The organism is Buttiauxella warmboldiae, from assembly GCF_003818135.1.
Classification (GTDB): domain Bacteria; phylum Pseudomonadota; class Gammaproteobacteria; order Enterobacterales; family Enterobacteriaceae; genus Buttiauxella; species Buttiauxella warmboldiae.
Window position 1 is genome coordinate 27,569 of record NZ_RPOH01000008.1, and the last position, 18,386, is coordinate 45,954.

An 18,386-nucleotide genomic window follows, 5' to 3' on the forward strand; every position below is an offset into this window, starting at 1 on the left:
ACATCGGGGCGAGGAATGCGTATTAATTCGCAACGCGAATATGAAGAAAATGATTAAACAGATGATTATAAAGCGAAAAAAAACGCCGCGCTTTGCGACGTTTTTATCAACAAACGGCTTTTATTCGCCCATTTTGGCCCAGGTATCACGCAGCCCAACGGTACGGTTAAAGACCAGCTTTTCAGCGCTGGCATAACGGCTGTCGAGGCAGAAATAACCTTCGCGTTCGAACTGATAGGCTTTCCCTTTCTCGGCATTTTTCAGGCCGGGTTCGACAAAACCCTGTTTGATAACCAGCGACTCCGGGTTGATCGTTGCAAGGAAATCCTCAGCGCTTCCAGGGTTTGGCACGCTGAACAGGCGATCGTACAGGCGGATCTCCACGGGCAATGCGTGTTCTGCACTCACCCAGTGGATAACACCTTTGACTTTACGACCATCTGCCGGGTCCTTGCTTAAGGTGTCCGGATCGTAGGAACAATGCAGCGTGGTAATATTCCCTGCTTCATCTTTCTCTACGCGCTCGGCTTTAATCACATAGGCATTACGCAGGCGCACTTCTTTGCCCAGCACCAGACGCTTGTACTGCTTGTTGGCTTCTTCACGGAAGTCAGCACGGTCGATGTAAATCTCGCGGCTAAACGGCACCTGACGGCTGCCCATCTCTGGTTTATTAGGATGGTTAGGCATAGTCACCATTTCAACTTCACCCTGTGGGAAGTTCTCAATGATAACTTTTACCGGATCAAGAACCGCCATGGCACGCGGCGCATTCTCGTTGAGGTCGTCACGAATACAGGATTCCAGCGAGGCCATTTCCACGGTGTTATCTTGCTTAGTCACACCAATGCGCTTACAGAATTCACGAATGGAAGCTGCGGTATAACCACGGCGGCGCAGGCCAGAAATAGTCGGCATACGTGGGTCATCCCAGCCTTCTACCACCTTCTCTGTCACCAGCTGGTTCAGCTTACGCTTAGACATAATGGCGTATTCGAGATTCAGGCGTGAGAACTCATACTGACGCGGATGCGCAGGAATGGTGATGTTATCCAACACCCAGTCATACAGACGGCGGTTATCCTGGAACTCCAGCGTACATAAAGAGTGCGTAATTCCTTCCAGCGCATCGGAAATGCAGTGGGTGAAGTCGTACATCGGGTAGATGCACCATTTGTTACCGGTCTGGTGGTGTTCGGCAAACTTAATACGATAAATCACCGGGTCGCGCATCACGATAAATGGCGAGGCCATATCGATTTTCGCCCGCAGGCACGCCGTCCCTTCGGCAAATTCACCGCTACGCATTTTCTCAAACAGCGCGAGGTTTTCCTCAATGCTGCGATCGCGATATGGGCTGTTTTTCCCCGGGGCCGTCAACGAGCCGCGATATTCACGGATTTGTTCCGGTGTCAGTTCATCAACATACGCCAGACCTTTATTGATTAACTCAAGCGCGTAATTAAACAGCTGGTCGAAATAATCAGAGGAATAACGCACATTGCCAGACCACTTGAAGCCTAACCATTCAACGTCATGCTTAATGGAGTCGACGAACTCGATATCTTCTTTTGCCGGGTTGGTGTCATCGAAGCGCAGGTTGCACCGGCCTTGATAATCCTGGGCGATACCAAAGTTCAGGCAGATGGATTTTGCATGGCCGATATGCAGATAGCCGTTCGGCTCCGGCGGAAAACGGGTGCAAATGCTGTTGTGCTTACCACTGGCCAAATCTTCATCGATAATCTGGCGGATAAAGTTAGTTGGGCGGGCTTCTGCCTCACTCATCGCGGGTTCCTCTGTGCAAAAACTTCAGTTATCGGCACATGATCTTATAAGCAAGCGAGGGAAACAACCTTTTGTTGCATAAATAAGGGGATCGGGAAAGGTCTGGCAGGAGCAATAAAAAAGCGGCTGAAGAATTAATCTCCAGCCGCTAAAGGCACAATCTATGACTCAGGAGCGATTATTTGCCTTTAATTTCGTACAGCGGCGTTTGCCCTGCAACGACGGAACCTTGCGCCTGAAGAACCAGACCGCTGTAATCGTCGATATTGCTGCAAACCACCGGGCTAATCATGGAGCGGGCATTGGCGTTGAGGAAATCGAGATCCATTTCCAGAATCGGCTGGCCTGCAACCACTTCAGCCCCCTCTTCTACCAGGCGAGTAAAGCCCTGACCGTTCAGTGCGACGGTATCAATGCCCATATGGACCACGATTTCAGCGCCTTTTTCGGTTTCCAGGCAGAACGCATGGTTAGTGTTAAAGATTTTTACGATAGTACCGGCAGCCGGCGCGACAACGGTTTTCTCCGTCGGCTTAACCGCCACGCCGTCACCGACCGCTTTGCTGGCGAAGGCTTCATCAGGAACCTGGTCCAGCGCCACGATATCGCCGGTTACTGGCGAAACCAGTGCCGCGATGGTGACCGCATTAGGCACCGCCTGCGGTTTTGCGGCGGCAACTGGCGCAGCGGCAGCGGAGCTTACCGGAGCGGCCGCGACGTCACCCACCGTTTTCATGGCGTTAGCAATTTTCTCAGCCACAAAACCGACGATGATTTGCACGCTGGTTTTGTTCAGGCGGATAACACCGGTTGCACCCAGACGTTTGGCCAACGCTTCATTAACCAATGAAGAGTCTTTTACGTTCAGACGCAGACGAGTGATACAGGCATCAATACCGGTCAGGTTAGCGGAACCGCCAACTGCGGCGATGTACTGACGAGCCAGCTCAGACACATCCTGAGAGGTGTTGGCGCTAACATTCACGTCATGACCATCGGTTTCATCACCGGTAACCGCCAGTTCACGACCCGGCGTCAGCAGATTGAATCTTTTGATGGTGAAACGGAACACCAGGTAGTACAACACGAAGAACACCAGGCCTTGTGGGATCAGCATGTACCAGTGGGTTGCCAGCGGGTTACGGGACGAAAGCACCATATCCACCAGGCCCGCACTGAAGCCGAAACCTGCAATCCACTGCATGCTCGCAGCGATAAATACCGAAATACCGGTCAGCACCGCGTGCATCAGATACAGAACCGGAGCCACGAACATGAAGGAGAATTCCAACGGCTCGGTGATCCCCGTAAAGAAGGCAGCAAACGCCCCCGCCATCATGATACCCAACACTTTGGCTTTATTTTCCGGACGCGCGCAGTGGTAGATGGCCAGCGCCGCACCAGGAAGACCGAACATCATTATCGGGAAGAAGCCAGCCTGGTAACGACCCGTAATCCCCACGATACCGGTACCTTCAGCGATAGATTTAGCCCCGCCGAGGAATTTAGGAATATCGTTGATACCGGCAACGTCAAACCAGAACACGGAGTTCAGCGCGTGGTGCAGGCCAACTGGAATCAGCAGACGGTTGAAGAACGCATACACACCCGCCCCGATAGAACCCATTTTCTGGATGTGCTCACCAAAGTTGACCAGGCCGCTAAACACCACCGGCCAGATAAACATCATGATGAAGGCAACGGCAATCATCACGAAGGAGGTGAGGATCGGCACCAGGCGACGGCCGCTAAAGAAGGACAACGCTTTTGGCAGCTCGACGCTGCTGAAACGGTTGTACAACTCTGCGGAAATAATCCCCACCAGAATGCCCACAAATTGGTTTTGGATTTTAGAAAACGCAAACGGAACCTGATCCAACGGAATATGTTTGATCATGGAAACAGCCGCTGGCGAACAGAGCGTAGTCAGAACCAGGAAACCGACAAAGCCGGTTAGTGCAGCAGCACCATCTTTATCTTTGGACATACCGTAAGCCACACCAATAGCAAACAGCACGCCCATATTGTCAATAATAGCGGCACCAGATTTGATGAATAACGCAGCTAATGCGCTATCACCACCCCAGCTAACCGGGTCAATCCAGTAGCCAACACCCATTAATATGGCTGCGGCTGGTAGCGTGGCTACCGGCACCATCAGCGCGCGGCCAACCTTTTGCATATAACCTAGAATACTCACGTTAATTCCCCCTATGAGACCCCGTTAAGGCTCGTTCAAAGCCGTTTTATTATTGTGTAACAAACCTTGAAAGCATGGCGAAGATTCACCAACCTTCTGAGTGTGTGAAAAATTAATTCGTATCGCAAATTAAACCGCCTTTTTTTGTGATTAGAATCACCAAATATTGTTATGACACTCCCCTTTGTCTAGCTATCAGCGAAAACTTATTTTATCATCCGAAAAATCAACACAGATTGCTGCGGCCAACACCCGTTTGAAACTGGGTTACGCTTAGAAGAGTCAAACAACCAATCTGTCGAACTCCGTTTTCTATTAACTTATGAGGTGAATGATGAGACTGATTCCCCTGGCTACCCCAGCTCAAGTAGGCAAATGGGCAGCGCGCCATATCGTTAAGCGTATCAATGCGTTTAACCCAACAGCAGATCGTCCTTTCGTGCTGGGCCTGCCAACCGGCGGTACGCCTCTTGAAGCGTATAAAGCGCTGGTAGAGATGCATAAAGCGGGCCAGGTCAGCTTTAAAAATGTCGTCACCTTTAACATGGATGAATACGTTGGTCTGCCAAAAGAACATCCAGAAAGTTATTACACCTTTATGCACCGCAACTTCTTTGACCACGTTGATATTCCGGCAGAAAACATCAACCTGCTCAATGGCAACGCCGAAGATGTTGACGCAGAATGCCGTCGTTATGAAGAGAAAATTCGCTCATACGGCAAAATTCACCTGTTTATGGGCGGCGTGGGCAACGACGGTCATATCGCCTTTAACGAGCCCGCCTCTTCTCTGGCGTCTCGTACCCGTATCAAAACACTGACTCATGACACGCGTGTTGCCAACTCCCGTTTCTTTGATGGTGATGTTTCTCAGGTGCCAAAATATGCGCTGACCGTCGGCGTAGGCACGCTGCTTGACGCTGAAGAAGTGATGATTTTGGTGCTCGGCCATCTGAAAGCGCAAGCGCTGCAGGCCGCTGTGGAAGGTAACGTGAATCACATGTGGACCATTAGCTGTCTGCAACTGCACCCTAAAGCCGTCGTGGTTTGTGATGAACCCTCGACGATGGAACTCAAAGTGAAGACGCTGAAGTACTTCAATGAGCTCGAAGCAGAAAACATCAAAGATCTTTAAATACTAATTTATACCCTAAATAGTTCGAGTTGCAGCCAACACCGCTGCAACTTGAAGTATGACGGGTATAGCCGGGGGTAACTATGTTTGCATTAACTCAGGGTCGGATTTATACCGGCCATGAAATTCTTGACGATCACGCGGTTATTATCGCGAACGGCCTGATTGAACGCGTTTGCCCGCGCTCAGATCTCCCTGCGGGTATTGAGACTCGCGATGTTGGCGGTGCAATCATTGCCCCCGGTTTTATTGATGTACAGCTCAATGGCTGCGGCGGCGTGCAGTTTAATGATTCCGCTGAGGCGGTGAGCGTTGAAACGCTGACAATCATGCAGAAAGCCAACGAGCGTTCTGGCTGTACCAGCTACCTGCCGACCCTTATCACCAGCAGCGACGACCTGATGAAGCAAGGCGTGAAAGTGATGCGCGAATACCTGGCGCTGCATCAGCACCAGGCGCTCGGCCTGCACCTTGAAGGCCCATGGCTGAACATAGTGAAAAAAGGGACGCACAACCCAAACTTCGTGCGTAAACCAGACGCTGAACTGGTCGATTTCTTATGCGAAAACGCCGATGTCATCACCAAAGTGACGCTGGCGCCAGAAATGGTGGCACCCGAGGTCATCAGTAAACTGGTAGCCTCCGGCATTATTGTTTCCGCCGGGCACTCCAATGCCACGGTTAAAGAAGCAAAAGTCGGTTTCCGTGCCGGAATCACCTTCGCCACCCACCTTTTCAACGCCATGCCCTATATTACGGGCCGCGAACCAGGGCTTGCGGGGGCAATTTTTGATGAGCCGGATGTTTACTGCGGTATTATTGCCGATGGTTTACACGTGGACTACGCCAACGTTCGTACTGCGAAAAAAGTTAAAGGCGATAAGCTTTGCCTGGTGACGGATGCCACCGCGCCGGCGGGAGCCAATATCGATGAGTTCATTTTTGCAGGAAAAACAATATACTACCGTGATGGTCTCTGTGTAGATGAGAACGGCACCCTGAGCGGTTCGGCCCTGACGATGATTGAAGGGGTTCGTAACCTGGTGGAACATGCCGGTATCGCCTTAGACGAAGCGCTGCGTATGGCCACCCTCTACCCTGCCCGCGCGATGGGCGTTGAGAAGCAATTAGGTACAATCGCCGCAGGGAAAGTCGCCAACCTGACGACCTTTACCCGCGATTATAAAATCACCAAGACCTTTGTTAATGGTAACGAGGTCGTAACTGAGTAATTAAGGCATGACGACTGGCAGACAGGCTCAAATTGGCAATGTTGATCTGGTAAAACAACTCAATAGCGCGGCGGTATATCGCCTGATTGACCAACACGGGCCAATCTCTCGCATTCAGATTGCTGAACACAGCCAGCTTGCGCCAGCCAGCGTCACCAAAATTACGCGCCAGCTCATCGAGCGTGGATTGATCAAAGAAGTCGATCAGCAGGCCTCCACCGGGGGCCGCCGCGCTATCTCCATTATCACCGAAACCCGCAATTTCCATGCGATTGGCGTGCGCCTTGGCCGCCACGACGCAACCATCACCCTGTTTGATCTCAGCGCGAAGCCGCTGGCCGAAGAGCATTACGCCCTTCCTGAACGAACTCAGGAGACGCTCGAATACGCGCTGCTTAACGCCATTAGCCAGTTTATTGAGCAAAACACGCGCAAAATGCGGGAGCTGATCGCGATTTCCGTGATCCTGCCGGGCCTTGTCGACCCGGAAAGCGGCGTCATTCGTTACATGCCGCATATTCAGGTGAATGACTGGTCGCTGGTTGATAGCCTGGAAAAACGCTTCCAGGTGACCTGCTATGTCGGCCACGATATCCGCAGCCTGGCCCTTGCTGAACACTATTTTGGTGCAACGCACGACTGCGATGACTCCATTTTAGTGCGTGTGCACCGCGGTACCGGGGCCGGTATTCTCTCTAACGGGCGCATTTTTATTGGCCGTAACGGTAACGTCGGCGAGATTGGCCATATCCAGGTTGACCCTTTAGGCGAACGCTGCCACTGCGGAAACTTTGGCTGCCTGGAAACGATTGCTGCCAATGCGGCTATCGAACAGCGCGTGCGCCATCTGCTTGAACAGGGTTACCACAGCCGCCTTACCCCTGAAGAATGCGATATCACCGCAATTTGCAAAGCGGCAAATAAAGGTGACGCGCTGGCCTGCGAGGTGATTGAACATGTGGGCCGCCATTTAGGCAAGGCTATCTCAATTGCGATTAATCTGTTTAACCCGCAAAAAGTGGTGATTGCCGGGGAAATTATCGAAGCGGAAAAAGTGCTGCTGCCCGCCATCGAAAGCTGCATCAACACCCAGGTGTTAAAAGCCTTCCGTAAAAATCTGCCGGTGGTGCGCTCCAAACTGAATGACCGCTCCGCCATTGGCGCCTTTGCGTTGGTAAAACGTGCGATGCTGAACGGCGTTCTGCTGCAACGTTTGCTGGAAAGTTAACCCAAATCAGCCGCTTTTTACGTTATAGTGACGCCTTCTTTTCAGGTGAGCCAGAGTAGTCAATGACCATTCAGAATGTAATTTGTGATATTGACGGCGTGCTGATGCACGACAACGTCGCCGTACCCGGTGCTAATGAATTTCTGGCACGCATTATGGAAAAGGGGATGCCGCTGGTCCTGCTGACCAATTACCCGTCGCAAACAGGACAGGATCTGGCCAACCGTTTTGCCTCTTCAGGCATTGATGTTCCTGATAGCGTGTTTTATACCTCAGCCATGGCCACCGCCGACTTCCTGCGTCGTCAGGAAGGGAAAAAAGCCTATGTGGTGGGTGAAGGGGCGTTGATCCATGAGCTGTATAAAGCCGGTTTCACCATTACGGATATTAACCCTGACTTTGTTATCGTCGGTGAAACGCGCTCCTATAACTGGGAAATGATGCATAAGGCGGCTTATTTTGTGGCAAACGGCGCGCGCTTTATCGCAACCAACCCGGATACCCACGGCCGCGGTTACTACCCCGCCTGCGGCGCGCTTTGTGCAGGCATTGAGAAAATTTCCGGCCGCAAGCCGTTCTGCGTAGGTAAGCCAAGCCCGTGGATTATCCGTGCCGCACTGAACAAGATGCAGGCGCATTCTGAGCACACGGTAATTGTTGGCGATAACCTGCGTACCGATATTCTTGCCGGTTTCCAGGCAGGGTTAGAAACGATTCTGGTGCTTTCTGGCGTATCGACGCTAAATGACATTGATGCCATGCCGTTCCGCCCTTCCTGGATTTACCCGTCGGTTGCAGAAGTCGATATCATCTAATTAATGATTCGCCCGGTTTTCGCCGGGCGTTTTGCCGATTCAACACTCATTGCTCTTCTCTCTGAATGCCTGCCTGGCAATTTCTTTAAAAATTGTCGATCCGCTAATAATTGTGCTTATTTCATCACCATTTTTCAGTAATCAACAATCAGCGCTGAACTATTTATCCCTTCAGGGCTAAAGGTCTTGCATTCCCGTCAATGATTGCGCATTTTCATAGTCATGCAATGCAACAAAACAATTTAATGGCTCACAGAAGCATTACGGAGAGAGTTCTATGTGTTCAATTTTTGGTGTTCTGGATATCAAGACCGATGCGGTCGAATTGCGTAAGAAAGCGCTCGAGTTATCTCGCCTGATGCGCCACCGTGGCCCAGACTGGTCGGGCGTTTATGCGCATGAAAAAGCCATCCTTTCTCACGAACGCCTCTCTATTGTTGATGTCAACGCCGGCGCACAGCCGCTTTATAACAAAGCCAAAACTCACGCGCTGGCCGTTAACGGCGAAATCTACAACCACCAGGCGCTGCGTGCTGAATACGGCGACCGCTACGAATTCCAGACCGGCTCTGACTGCGAAGTTATCCTGGCGCTTTACCAGGAAAAAGGCCCGGAGTTCCTCGATGATCTGCAGGGCATGTTTGCCTTCGTTCTGTATGACGAAGTGCAGGATGCTTATCTGATTGGCCGCGACCATATCGGTATCATCCCGTTGTATATGGGCCATGACGAGCACGGCAACCTGTATGTGGCTTCTGAAATGAAGGCGCTGGTTCCGGTGTGCCGCACCATTAAAGAGTTCCCGGCAGGTAGCTACCTGTGGAGCAAAGACGGTGAAATCCGCAGCTACTACCAGCGTGACTGGTTCGAATACGATGCGGTAAAAGACAACGTCACTGACAAAAACGAATTGCGTCAGGCGCTGGAAGAGGCGGTGAAAAGCCACCTGATGTCCGACGTTCCTTACGGCGTACTGCTCTCCGGCGGTCTGGATTCGTCCGTTATCTCTGCCATCACCAAGAAATTTGCCGCGCGCCGCGTAGAAGATGAAGAGCGTTCTGAAGCCTGGTGGCCGCAGTTGCACTCATTTGCCGTGGGTCTGGTCGGCTCGCCGGATCTGAAAGCCGCGCAGGAAGTGGCAAACCACTTAGGCACCGTGCACCACGAAATCCATTTTACCGTGCAGGAAGGGCTGGATGCGATTCGCGACGTTATCTATCATATTGAAACCTATGATGTGACCACCATTCGCGCCTCCACCCCGATGTACCTGATGTCACGTAAAATCAAAGCGATGGGCATCAAAATGGTGCTGTCCGGTGAAGGTTCTGATGAAGTGTTTGGCGGCTATCTGTACTTCCATAAGGCGCCGAACGATAAAGAGCTGCATGAAGAGACCGTGCGCAAGCTGCAAGCGCTGCATATGTTTGACTGCGCTCGCGCTAACAAAGCGATGTCGGCCTGGGGCGTGGAAGCTCGCGTACCGTTCCTGGATAAGAAATTCCTTGATGTTGCGATGCGCATCAACCCGAAAGACAAAATGTGCGGTAACGGCAAAATGGAAAAACATATCCTGCGTGAATGTTTTGAATCCTATCTGCCGGCAAGCGTTGCATGGCGTCAGAAAGAGCAGTTTTCTGACGGCGTCGGTTACAGCTGGATTGATACCCTGAAAGAAGTGGCAGCAGAACAGGTCAGCGATCAACAGCTGGCAACCGCAAGCTACCGCTTCCCGTACAATACGCCAGGCTCAAAAGAAGCCTATCTGTACCGCGAGATCTTTGAAGAGTTATTCCCGCTGCCAGATGCCGCACAGTGCGTTCCTGGCGGTCCATCGGTTGCCTGTTCTTCTGCTAAAGCCATTGAATGGGATGAAGCCTTCAAAACCATGAACGATCCATCAGGCCGTGCGGTGGGCGTTCACCAGTCTGCTTACAAATAAGCGAACAAAATTAATGACACGGGCCTACGGGCCCGTTTTTGTTTCTGCAAGATTCCTTATCGCTTATCCGGGCTTTTCCCTCACATAAAACCACGAAATAACCGATAATTGCCGAATATTGCAGCAAGCTGTTCGTAAGCTAGTCAAACAGACAATTCCCGCCACTTTTCGGGAAAAAATTTGTTGACGCTCGCAGGCCAACTCCGCATAATGCGCCCCGCAACGCCGATAAGGTGACGCAGAAAAAAGAAGGCTACTTAGCTCAGCTGGTTAGAGCACATCACTCATAATGATGGGGTCACAGGTTCGATTCCCGTAGTAGCCACCATTAATTCTTTTTTTAGCGCGGGAGTGGCGAAATTGGTAGACGCACCAGATTTAGGTTCTGGCGCCGCAAGGTGTGCGAGTTCAAGTCTCGCCTCCCGCACCATTTTATAGCGTTGCACGGATGGGGTATCGCCAAGCGGTAAGGCACCGGTTTTTGATACCGGCATTCCCTGGTTCGAATCCAGGTACCCCAGCCACTTTTTTGACCTAGCAGTTTCGACATAGCACGGCAGTTTTGTGCGCCCTTAGTTGGGGTATCGCCAAGCGGTAAGGCACCGGTTTTTGATACCGGCATTCCCTGGTTCGAATCCAGGTACCCCAGCCAGTCGAAAAATAAGCATTACAATTTGGCTACTTAGCTCAGCTGGTTAGAGCACATCACTCATAATGATGGGGTCACAGGTTCGATTCCCGTAGTAGCCACCATATTTTTGGGGTATCGCCAAGCGGTAAGGCTCTGGTTTCTGATACCAGCATTCCGAGGTTCGAATCCTCGTACCCCAGCCAAAATGAAAAGCTCGCTCCGGCGAGCTTTTTGCTTTTCTGCGTTTAGAAATATTCAAATAAAAAAAGAGCGGTTTCCCGCCCTTCTCCGAAATTCATAATCCTAATGCATACTTCAACGCCTGCCGTTTAAGCACGCCACCGCGCTCGGCTGCCATTAATCCTAAGTTACGAATCACCCGCAGCGGCCCTAAACTATTGCTAAAACCGGCGTAAAAAAGATCCATGCCGCTTTGCATCAAGAAGTTATCTGCCTGCCTGCGCGTCTGGTAGCGTTTTAAGACGCGAGCGTCCGCCCAGTTTTCACCATAGCTGCGCGCATTAATCATCACCTCAAGCAGGGCTTCCACATCGCGATACCCGAGATTCACTCCCTGCCCGGCCAATGGATGAATGGTATGAGCAGCATCACCAATCAACGCCAGCCCTTGCTGTGTGTATTGCAATGCATGGCGGCGCGTCAGAGGGAAGGCGCCGCGGGCAACAGGCGTCACTTGGCCTAAACGTTCCGGGAAACTGTCCGCTATCGCTTTTTGCAGCTGTGGCATCGACATATTTTGCAACTGACGAATACGTGCGGGTGAGTCGTACCACACCAGCGACGCCCAGTTATCAAATAGCGGTAAAAACGCGTGCGGGCCGCTCGGCGTAAAATGCTGCCAGGTGCTATCACCGGGAGCCTGCGCGCACTGCACCGTGATCAGCATGCATGACTGGCGGTACTGCCAGGCGTGAATACCCATCCCGGCCCAACGGCGAACCTGCGAGTTTGCACCGTCTGCGCCAATCACCATCGGCACCGTCAGCGTCTGCTCATCAGCAAATTGTAGCGTCCATCGATCTTTATCGTGATGCAGACTGGCGATCTGCGCCGGGCAAAGCAGTGTGACATTGGGATGCGCCTGCAATGCCTGCCACAATGCGAGTTGTAGCACCGGGTTCTCAACCATGTAGCCAAGCTCCGGCAAACCCAGCTCCTGCGCCTTAAAGCTGACCCGTGCGCTCTCCCACTCCCAGGTTTCAAGCTGGCGATAAGCGTGGCAACGCCTGGTGCGCACCGCATCCCAGACGCCGAGCGATTTCAGTAACCCGACAGAAGCGCTGCTAATGGCGGAAATGCGCACATCCGGTTGGCTTGCAGGATCGAATGCCGGCGGAACCTGATGCTCGATTAGCGCCACCTGGAAACCGTTTTGCGCCAGACCGAGTGCGGCAGCCGCACCGACCATGCCGCCGCCGACGATCGCAACCTCAATTGAGTGGTTCAACATGATGATTTGGTCCTTAAATTGTCTATCCTGATTCTACCGGATTTTTACGCCAGTTTCGTAGGCTGGTCACATCAAGGCCAAAGCATTACAATACTCTGCCTGAATTCCTGGCTTTAACTGAGCAATGGCAAGTCGATGACAAAAAAACTCCATATCAAAACCTGGGGCTGTCAGATGAACGAATATGATTCATCGAAGATGGCCGATCTGCTGAACAGCACGCACGGCTATACGCTGACGGATAACCCAAAAGAAGCCGACGTATTGCTGCTCAATACCTGCTCGATCCGTGAAAAAGCCCAGGAAAAAGTTTTCCATCTGCTGGGCCGCTGGAAACTCTTAAAGCGCAAAAACCCCGAGCTGATTATCGGCGTCGGCGGTTGTGTTGCCTCCCAGGAAGGCAAGCTGATTCGCAGCCGCGCGCACTATGTTGATATCGTTTTCGGGCCGCAGACGCTGCATCGCCTGCCTGAGATGATCAACCAGGTGCGCGGCAATCGCAGCCCGATTGTTGACGTCAGCTTCCCGGAAATCGAAAAGTTTGACCGCCTGCCGGAGCCTAAAGCTGACGGCCCAACCGCTTTCGTCTCGATTATGGAAGGCTGCAACAAATATTGTACTTACTGCGTGGTGCCATACACCCGCGGTGAAGAAGTGAGCCGCCCCTGCGACGACGTGCTGTTTGAAATCGCCCAGCTCGCCGCGCAGGGCGTGCGCGAAGTTAACCTGCTGGGTCAGAATGTGAATGCTTACCGTGGCCCGGCTTTCGACGGCGGCATTTGCTCTTTCTCCGAGCTGCTGCGCCTGGTGGCGGCCATTGACGGTATTGACCGCATTCGCTTCACCACCAGCCACCCGATTGAATTTACTGACGATATCATCGATGTTTATCGCGACACCCCAGAGCTGGTGAGTTTCCTGCACCTGCCGATTCAGTGTGGTTCTGACCGCATCCTGAATTTGATGGGCCGCACCCATACCGCGCTTGAATATAAATCGATTATTCGCAAGCTGCGCGCCGCGCGCCCCGATATCCAGATTAGCTCAGACTTTATCGTTGGCTTCCCGGGCGAAACCCAGCAGGACTTTGAGCAGACCATGAAAGTGATTGCGGACGTTAATTTTGACGTCAGCTTTAGTTTTATCTTCTCAGCCCGCCCGGGAACCCCGGCCGCCGATATGGTGGATGACGTAACGGAAGAAGAGAAGAAGCAGCGTCTGTATATTCTGCAGGACCGCATCAACCAGCAGGCCATGGAGTGGAGCCGTAAAATGGTCGGTACCATTCAACGCGTGCTGGTTGAGGGAACCTCTCGCAGAAACATCATGGAATTCACCGGCCGCTCGGAAAACAACCGCGGGGTGAACTTCGAAGGTACCCCGGATATGGTCGGTAAGTTTGTTGATGTCGAGATTACGGAAGTGGCAACTAACAACTCGCTGCGCGGTAGAGTCGTACGCACCGAGGAAGAGATGGGGCTGCGTATCGCACAGTCTCCTGAGTCGGTGATTGCCCGTACCCGTAAAGAGAACGAGCTTGGCGTCGGTATTTACCAGCCATAGCTCAGAGCTTCACAGCCAGCGGTTCGCTAAGCACATGTTCCGCTGGTTTTTTCATCGTTTATGCTTGCATTCTTAACCAGCTACCCAAATATCAAGAGCCAGGCTTGCGCCATCTGCCCACGCCGTAAATAATCTTTTTTATGCTCTGCGTTAATGCAGCAACACCTTCAACTGGCCCTGTGCGACCCCGAGGATAAGTTTGAATATCGAAACACGTGAAATGACGCTGGAACCCGCAGACAATGCGCGTCTGCTAAGCCTGTGTGGCCCATTTGATGACAACATCAAGCAGCTGGAACGCCGGCTGGGGATCGAAATCAACCGTCGCGACTATCGCTTCAGGCTTACAGGTCGCCCGATTCTGGTGAACGCCGCCGCAGATATTCTGCGCGATTTATACGTTGATACCGCGCCAATGCGTGGCGAGATTCAGGACATCACGCCTGAACAGATCCACCTTGCCATCAAAGAAGCCCGGGTGCTGGAACAGTCAGCAGAAAGCGTTCCTGATTATGGCAAAGCGGTCAACATCAAAACCAAACGTGGCGTTATCAAGCCGCGTACGCCGAACCAGGCGCAGTACATCGCTAATATTCTGGACCACGACATCACCTTTGGCGTGGGCCCTGCGGGAACAGGGAAAACCTATCTCGCCGTGGCCGCGGCTGTTGATGCGCTGGAACGCCAGGATATCCGCCGCATTTTACTGACCCGTCCGGCGGTTGAAGCCGGTGAAAAGCTGGGCTTCCTGCCGGGTGATTTAAGCCAGAAAGTCGACCCTTATCTGCGCCCGCTGTATGACGCTTTGTTTGAAATGCTCGGCTTTGAGCGCGTGGAAAAGCTGATGGAGCGCAACGTGATTGAAGTGGCCCCGCTGGCCTATATGCGTGGCCGCACGCTCAACGACGCCTTTATCATTCTGGATGAAAGCCAGAACACCACCATTGAGCAGATGAAGATGTTCCTGACGCGTATTGGGTTTAATTCCAAAGCGGTGATTACCGGCGACGTCACCCAGATTGACCTGCCGCGCACCATGAAGTCCGGCCTGCGCCACGCCATTGACGTGCTGGCCGAAGTCGATGAAATCAGCTTTAACTTCCTTAATAGCGAAGACGTAGTACGCCACCCGGTTGTGGCACGGATTGTCAATGCCTATGAAGCGTGGGAAAACGCGGAACAGGTTCGTAAAGATGAACTCGCAGCAGAGCGCAAGCGAGAAGCGATGGCGATTAGCGCCGCCGCCCAGGAGAGTAAATGAGTCAGGTAATACTGGATTTACAGGTTGCATGTGAAGAAGCAAGCGGCCTGCCAACGGAAGTGCAATTTCAGAAATGGCTGGATGCGGTCATTCCGCCATTTCAGGAAGAATCAGAAGTCACGATTCGCCTGGTGGACGACGCTGAGAGCCACGATCTGAACCTCACTTACCGTGGGAAAGATAAATCCACAAATGTGCTTTCGTTCCCGTTTGAAGCCCCTCCGGGCATTGAGCTGCCGCTGCTGGGCGACCTGATTATTTGCCGTCAGGTGGTGGAACAGGAAGCGAAAGAGCAGCAAAAACCATTAGATGCGCACTGGGCGCATATGGTTATCCACGGCAGTCTGCATCTGCTTGGCTACGATCACATCGTAGATGAAGAGGCCGAAGAGATGGAATCCCTGGAAACAGAGATAATGCTTGCTCTTGGGTATGCCGATCCGTACATTGCCGAGAAAGAGTAGTCTGCGCAGTCGTTAAAGAGCGCGCAGCGCCAGGTGCAGGCGGCGAACCATTGAACCGCCTGCTATCTATTATTAACCGAGGGGCCACAAACCTAACGCCATGAGCGACGACAACTCACAAAACAGTGATACGCCTGCCAGTAAGAAGGGATTCTTCTCCCTGATTCTCAACCAGCTATTCCACGGTGAACCCAAAAACCGCGACGATCTGCTGACACTCATCCGTGATTCTGAGCAAAACGATCTTATCGATCAGGACACCCGCGACATGCTCGAAGGCGTGATGGATATTGCTGACCAACGCGTCCGCGACATCATGATCCCGCGCTCGCAGATGGTTACGCTCAAACACAACCAGACGCTGGACGAATGCCTCGATGTCATCATCGAATCCGCACACTCCCGCTTCCCGGTGATCAGTGAAGACAAAGATCATATCGAAGGGATCCTGATGGCTAAAGATCTGCTGCCGTTTATGCGCAGCGATACTGAGCCATTCAGCATGGAAAAAGTGTTACGTCAGGCGGTTGTTGTGCCGGAAAGTAAGCGTGTTGACCGCATGCTCAAAGAGTTTCGTCAGCAGCGCTACCACATGGCGATTGTGATTGATGAGTTTGGCGGCGTCTCCGGGCTTGTCACCATCGAAGATATTCTCGAACTGATCGTCGGGGAAATTGAAGATGAGTACGACGACGAGGAAGACGGCGATTTCCGCCAGCTAAGCCGCCACACCTGGACGGTGCGCGCGCTGGCCTCGATCGAAGATTTTAACGACACCTTTGCCACCCGTTTTAACGATGATGAAGTGGACACCATCGGTGGTCTGGTGATGCAGGCCTTTGGTCACCTGCCGGCCCGTGGCGAAACCATTGAAATAGATGGTTATCAATTTAAAGTCGCGATGGCAGACAGCCGCCGTGTTATCCAGGTTCATGTCAGAATTCCGGACGACTCGCCACAACCGAAACTGGAAGATTAATTCAAAGATGTCTATTACCCCGGTCCTTCAACGCCAGCGTGTGCGTCTGCTGCTGGCGCTGCTTTTTGGTGCCTGCGGAACGCTGGCTTTCTCCCCTTACGATTTCTGGCCTGCGGCGATTGTCTCTTTAGCAGGGCTTCAGGGGCTGACGCTCAACCGGCGTGCGATCCACAGCGCGTGGATTGGTTTCTTTTGGGGGTTAGGGCTATTTGGCTCCGGCATTAACTGGGTATACGTCAGCATCGCGCAGTTTGGCGGGATGCCCGGCCCGGTTAATGTCTTTCTGGTGGTGCTGCTTGCCGCTTATTTATCGTTATATACCGGTTTATTTGGCGGACTCCTCGGTAAGCTTTGCCCGAAAACCACGTGGTGGCGCGTAGCGATCGCAGCGCCAGCGTTATGGCAGCTGACGGAGTTCCTGCGCGGCTGGATATTAACCGGCTTCCCGTGGCTGCAGTTTGGCTATAGCCAGATTGACGGCCCGCTCAAGGGCATTGCGCCAATTCTGGGGGTCGAAAGCGTGACCTTCCTGCTGATGATGATCGGCGGTCTGTTGGCCTATGCGCTGCACGAGCGCCGCTGGCGACCTGCCGCTATTGCCGCCCTGTTGCTGGCCGCGCCATGGCCGCTACGCTCCATTGAGTGGTATCAGCCGCAGGCCGAGCGCACGATTGGTGTGGCGATGGTTCAGGGGGATATTCCGCAGTCGCTTAAATGGGATGAGAATCAGCTGCTCAATACGCTGAAAATTTATCTCGATAAAACTCAGCCGCAGATGGGCAAATCCCAGCTGATTATCTGGCCTGAATCCGCGATCCCGGATCTGGAGATTAACCAGCAACGCTTCCTGGCGACGATGGACGATCTGCTGCGCTCTAAGCACAGCTCATTGATCACCGGTATTGTTGATGCGCGTTTGAATCAGGAGAACCGCTACGATACCTACAACACCATCATCACGCTGGGTGAAGGCAACCCGTACAGCTACAGCAGCGCCGATCGTTACAACAAGAACCACCTGGTGCCGTTTGGTGAATTTGTGCCGCTGGAGTCTATCCTGCGCCCGCTGGCGCCGTTCTTTGATTTGCCCATGTCGTCCTTCAGCCGCGGCCCCTACTTACAGCCACAGCTGGAAGCCAACGGCATAAAGCTGACGCCGGCCATTTGCTATGAAATTATCCTCGGTAAACAGGTGCGCGATAACTTCCGCCCGGATACTGATTTCCTGCTGACGATTTCAAACGATGCGTGGTTCGGTAAGTCGATTGGCCCGTGGCAGCATTTCCAGATGGCGCGTATGCGCTCGCTGGAGCTGGGCCGCCCGCTGCTGCGCAGCACCAATAATGGAATTACCGCCGTGATTAACGCCAGTGGCGATATCGAGGCGATGATCCCCCAGTTCACCCGCGAAGTGCTGGAAGCGAAGGTCACGCCAACGCGCGGCATCACACCGTATGCCCGCTTCAGTGATTGGCCATTGTGGATTGTCACCCTGGCGTTTGGTTTCGCCTCTGTCCTGCTGGCGCTGCGTACCCGCCGTAAATACTGATTCTGCATCCCCCTGAAAAAGCCAGCGATTGCTGGCTTAGTTTGCTGACAAAGAAGGAAAAAGCGTGGTTTTTCCTTCTTTGTGATGATCGGCCGAAAATCAATAAATTGATTTTCCTTGTTTTTTAT

The 18,386-nt window shown here is 52.6% G+C and carries 13 protein-coding genes and 6 tRNA genes; 16 read left to right on the plus strand and 3 right to left on the minus strand.

Annotated elements, in window-relative coordinates:
* Positions 1-120: 120 nt before the first annotated feature.
* Together glnS and nagE are read right to left on the minus strand one after the other, a co-directional pair.
* Entirely contained in the window at positions 121-1,788 is a 1,668-nt protein-coding gene (glnS, locus tag EHN07_RS02335) for a glutamine--tRNA ligase (protein WP_124022612.1), read from the minus strand.
* Between the two features lie 178 nt (positions 1,789-1,966).
* Positions 1,967-3,988, minus strand: a complete 2,022-nt coding sequence (gene nagE, locus EHN07_RS02340; protein ID WP_124022613.1) for an N-acetylglucosamine-specific PTS transporter subunit IIBC — start codon at positions 3,986-3,988, stop codon at positions 1,967-1,969.
* Positions 3,989-4,322: 334 nt separating this feature from the next.
* Here nagE and nagB point away from each other — a divergent pair, with 334 nt between their 5' ends.
* The 11 genes from nagB to EHN07_RS02395 all read left to right on the plus strand — a co-directional run bounded on the left by nagB (position 4,323) and on the right by EHN07_RS02395 (position 11,174).
* A complete protein-coding gene (gene nagB / locus EHN07_RS02345) occupies positions 4,323-5,123 on the plus strand; it encodes a glucosamine-6-phosphate deaminase (RefSeq protein WP_124022623.1) in 801 nt (266 codons plus the stop codon).
* An 83-nt stretch (positions 5,124-5,206) separates the two neighbouring features.
* A complete protein-coding gene (nagA, locus tag EHN07_RS02350) occupies positions 5,207-6,355 on the plus strand; it encodes an N-acetylglucosamine-6-phosphate deacetylase (RefSeq protein WP_124022614.1) in 1,149 nt (382 codons plus the stop codon).
* 7 nt (positions 6,356-6,362) lie between these two features.
* Complete coding sequence (gene nagC, locus EHN07_RS02355) at positions 6,363-7,583, plus strand: DNA-binding transcriptional regulator NagC (protein ID WP_124022615.1); 1,221 nt, start codon at positions 6,363-6,365, stop codon at positions 7,581-7,583.
* Positions 7,584-7,645: 62 nt separating this feature from the next.
* Entirely contained in the window at positions 7,646-8,398 is a 753-nt protein-coding gene (locus EHN07_RS02360; RefSeq protein ID WP_124022616.1) for an HAD-IIA family hydrolase, read from the plus strand.
* Between the two features lie 277 nt (positions 8,399-8,675).
* On the plus strand, positions 8,676-10,340 hold the full coding sequence (gene asnB / locus EHN07_RS02365; RefSeq protein ID WP_124022617.1) for an asparagine synthase B: 1,665 nt from the start codon (positions 8,676-8,678) through the stop codon (positions 10,338-10,340).
* 251 nt (positions 10,341-10,591) lie between these two features.
* Positions 10,592-10,668 (plus strand) — tRNA-Met (locus EHN07_RS02370).
* 17 nt (positions 10,669-10,685) lie between these two features.
* A tRNA-Leu gene (locus EHN07_RS02375) sits at positions 10,686-10,770 on the plus strand.
* Between the two features lie 19 nt (positions 10,771-10,789).
* Positions 10,790-10,864, plus strand: a tRNA-Gln gene (locus EHN07_RS02380).
* 53 nt (positions 10,865-10,917) lie between these two features.
* A tRNA-Gln gene (locus tag EHN07_RS02385) sits at positions 10,918-10,992 on the plus strand.
* 24 nt (positions 10,993-11,016) lie between these two features.
* A tRNA-Met gene (locus tag EHN07_RS02390) sits at positions 11,017-11,093 on the plus strand.
* A gap of 6 nt (positions 11,094-11,099) precedes the next feature.
* A tRNA-Gln gene (locus tag EHN07_RS02395) sits at positions 11,100-11,174 on the plus strand.
* Positions 11,175-11,266: 92 nt separating this feature from the next.
* On the opposite strand, the gene ubiF is transcribed toward EHN07_RS02395, so the two are convergent.
* Entirely contained in the window at positions 11,267-12,442 is a 1,176-nt protein-coding gene (ubiF, locus tag EHN07_RS02400; RefSeq protein WP_124022618.1) for a 3-demethoxyubiquinol 3-hydroxylase, read from the minus strand.
* Between the two features lie 135 nt (positions 12,443-12,577).
* On the opposite strand from ubiF, the gene miaB reads away from it, so the two are divergent.
* The 5 genes from miaB to lnt all read left to right on the plus strand — a co-directional run bounded on the left by miaB (position 12,578) and on the right by lnt (position 18,258).
* Positions 12,578-14,005: a tRNA (N6-isopentenyl adenosine(37)-C2)-methylthiotransferase MiaB gene (miaB, locus tag EHN07_RS02405; RefSeq protein ID WP_124022619.1), complete on the plus strand. Its 1,428-nt coding sequence runs from the start codon at positions 12,578-12,580 to the stop codon at positions 14,003-14,005.
* 199 nt (positions 14,006-14,204) lie between these two features.
* Complete coding sequence (locus EHN07_RS02410; RefSeq protein WP_167467264.1) at positions 14,205-15,266, plus strand: PhoH family protein; 1,062 nt, start codon at positions 14,205-14,207, stop codon at positions 15,264-15,266.
* Positions 15,263-15,730 carry an rRNA maturation RNase YbeY gene (ybeY, locus tag EHN07_RS02415; protein ID WP_124022620.1) on the plus strand — a complete coding sequence of 156 codons (468 nt, stop codon included), beginning with the start codon at positions 15,263-15,265 and terminating at the stop codon, positions 15,728-15,730. The genes EHN07_RS02410 and ybeY overlap by 4 nt, the downstream gene beginning before the upstream one ends.
* A gap of 100 nt (positions 15,731-15,830) precedes the next feature.
* A complete protein-coding gene (gene corC / locus EHN07_RS02420) occupies positions 15,831-16,709 on the plus strand; it encodes a CNNM family magnesium/cobalt transport protein CorC (protein ID WP_124022621.1) in 879 nt (292 codons plus the stop codon).
* Between the two features lie 7 nt (positions 16,710-16,716).
* On the plus strand, positions 16,717-18,258 hold the full coding sequence (gene lnt / locus EHN07_RS02425; protein ID WP_124022622.1) for an apolipoprotein N-acyltransferase: 1,542 nt from the start codon (positions 16,717-16,719) through the stop codon (positions 18,256-18,258).
* The last annotated feature ends 128 nt before the right edge of the window (positions 18,259-18,386 follow it).

What these genes read in the sequence shown, in the direction of transcription:
- glnS (WP_124022612.1), bottom strand. Translation starts at nt 1,788, where the DNA reads ATGAGTGAGGCAGAAGCCCGCCCAACTAACTTTATCCGCCAGATTATC.
- nagB (WP_124022623.1), top strand. Translation starts at nt 4,323, where the DNA reads ATGAGACTGATTCCCCTGGCTACCCCAGCTCAAGTAGGCAAATGGGCA.
- nagA (WP_124022614.1), top strand. Translation starts at nt 5,207, where the DNA reads ATGTTTGCATTAACTCAGGGTCGGATTTATACCGGCCATGAAATTCTT.
- nagC (WP_124022615.1), top strand. Translation starts at nt 6,363, where the DNA reads ATGACGACTGGCAGACAGGCTCAAATTGGCAATGTTGATCTGGTAAAA.
- EHN07_RS02360 (WP_124022616.1), top strand. Translation starts at nt 7,646, where the DNA reads ATGACCATTCAGAATGTAATTTGTGATATTGACGGCGTGCTGATGCAC.
- asnB (WP_124022617.1), top strand. Translation starts at nt 8,676, where the DNA reads ATGTGTTCAATTTTTGGTGTTCTGGATATCAAGACCGATGCGGTCGAA.
- ubiF (WP_124022618.1), bottom strand. Translation starts at nt 12,442, where the DNA reads ATGTTGAACCACTCAATTGAGGTTGCGATCGTCGGCGGCGGCATGGTC.
- miaB (WP_124022619.1), top strand. Translation starts at nt 12,578, where the DNA reads ATGACAAAAAAACTCCATATCAAAACCTGGGGCTGTCAGATGAACGAA.
- ybeY (WP_124022620.1), top strand. Translation starts at nt 15,263, where the DNA reads ATGAGTCAGGTAATACTGGATTTACAGGTTGCATGTGAAGAAGCAAGC.
- corC (WP_124022621.1), top strand. Translation starts at nt 15,831, where the DNA reads ATGAGCGACGACAACTCACAAAACAGTGATACGCCTGCCAGTAAGAAG.
- lnt (WP_124022622.1), top strand. Translation starts at nt 16,717, where the DNA reads ATGTCTATTACCCCGGTCCTTCAACGCCAGCGTGTGCGTCTGCTGCTG.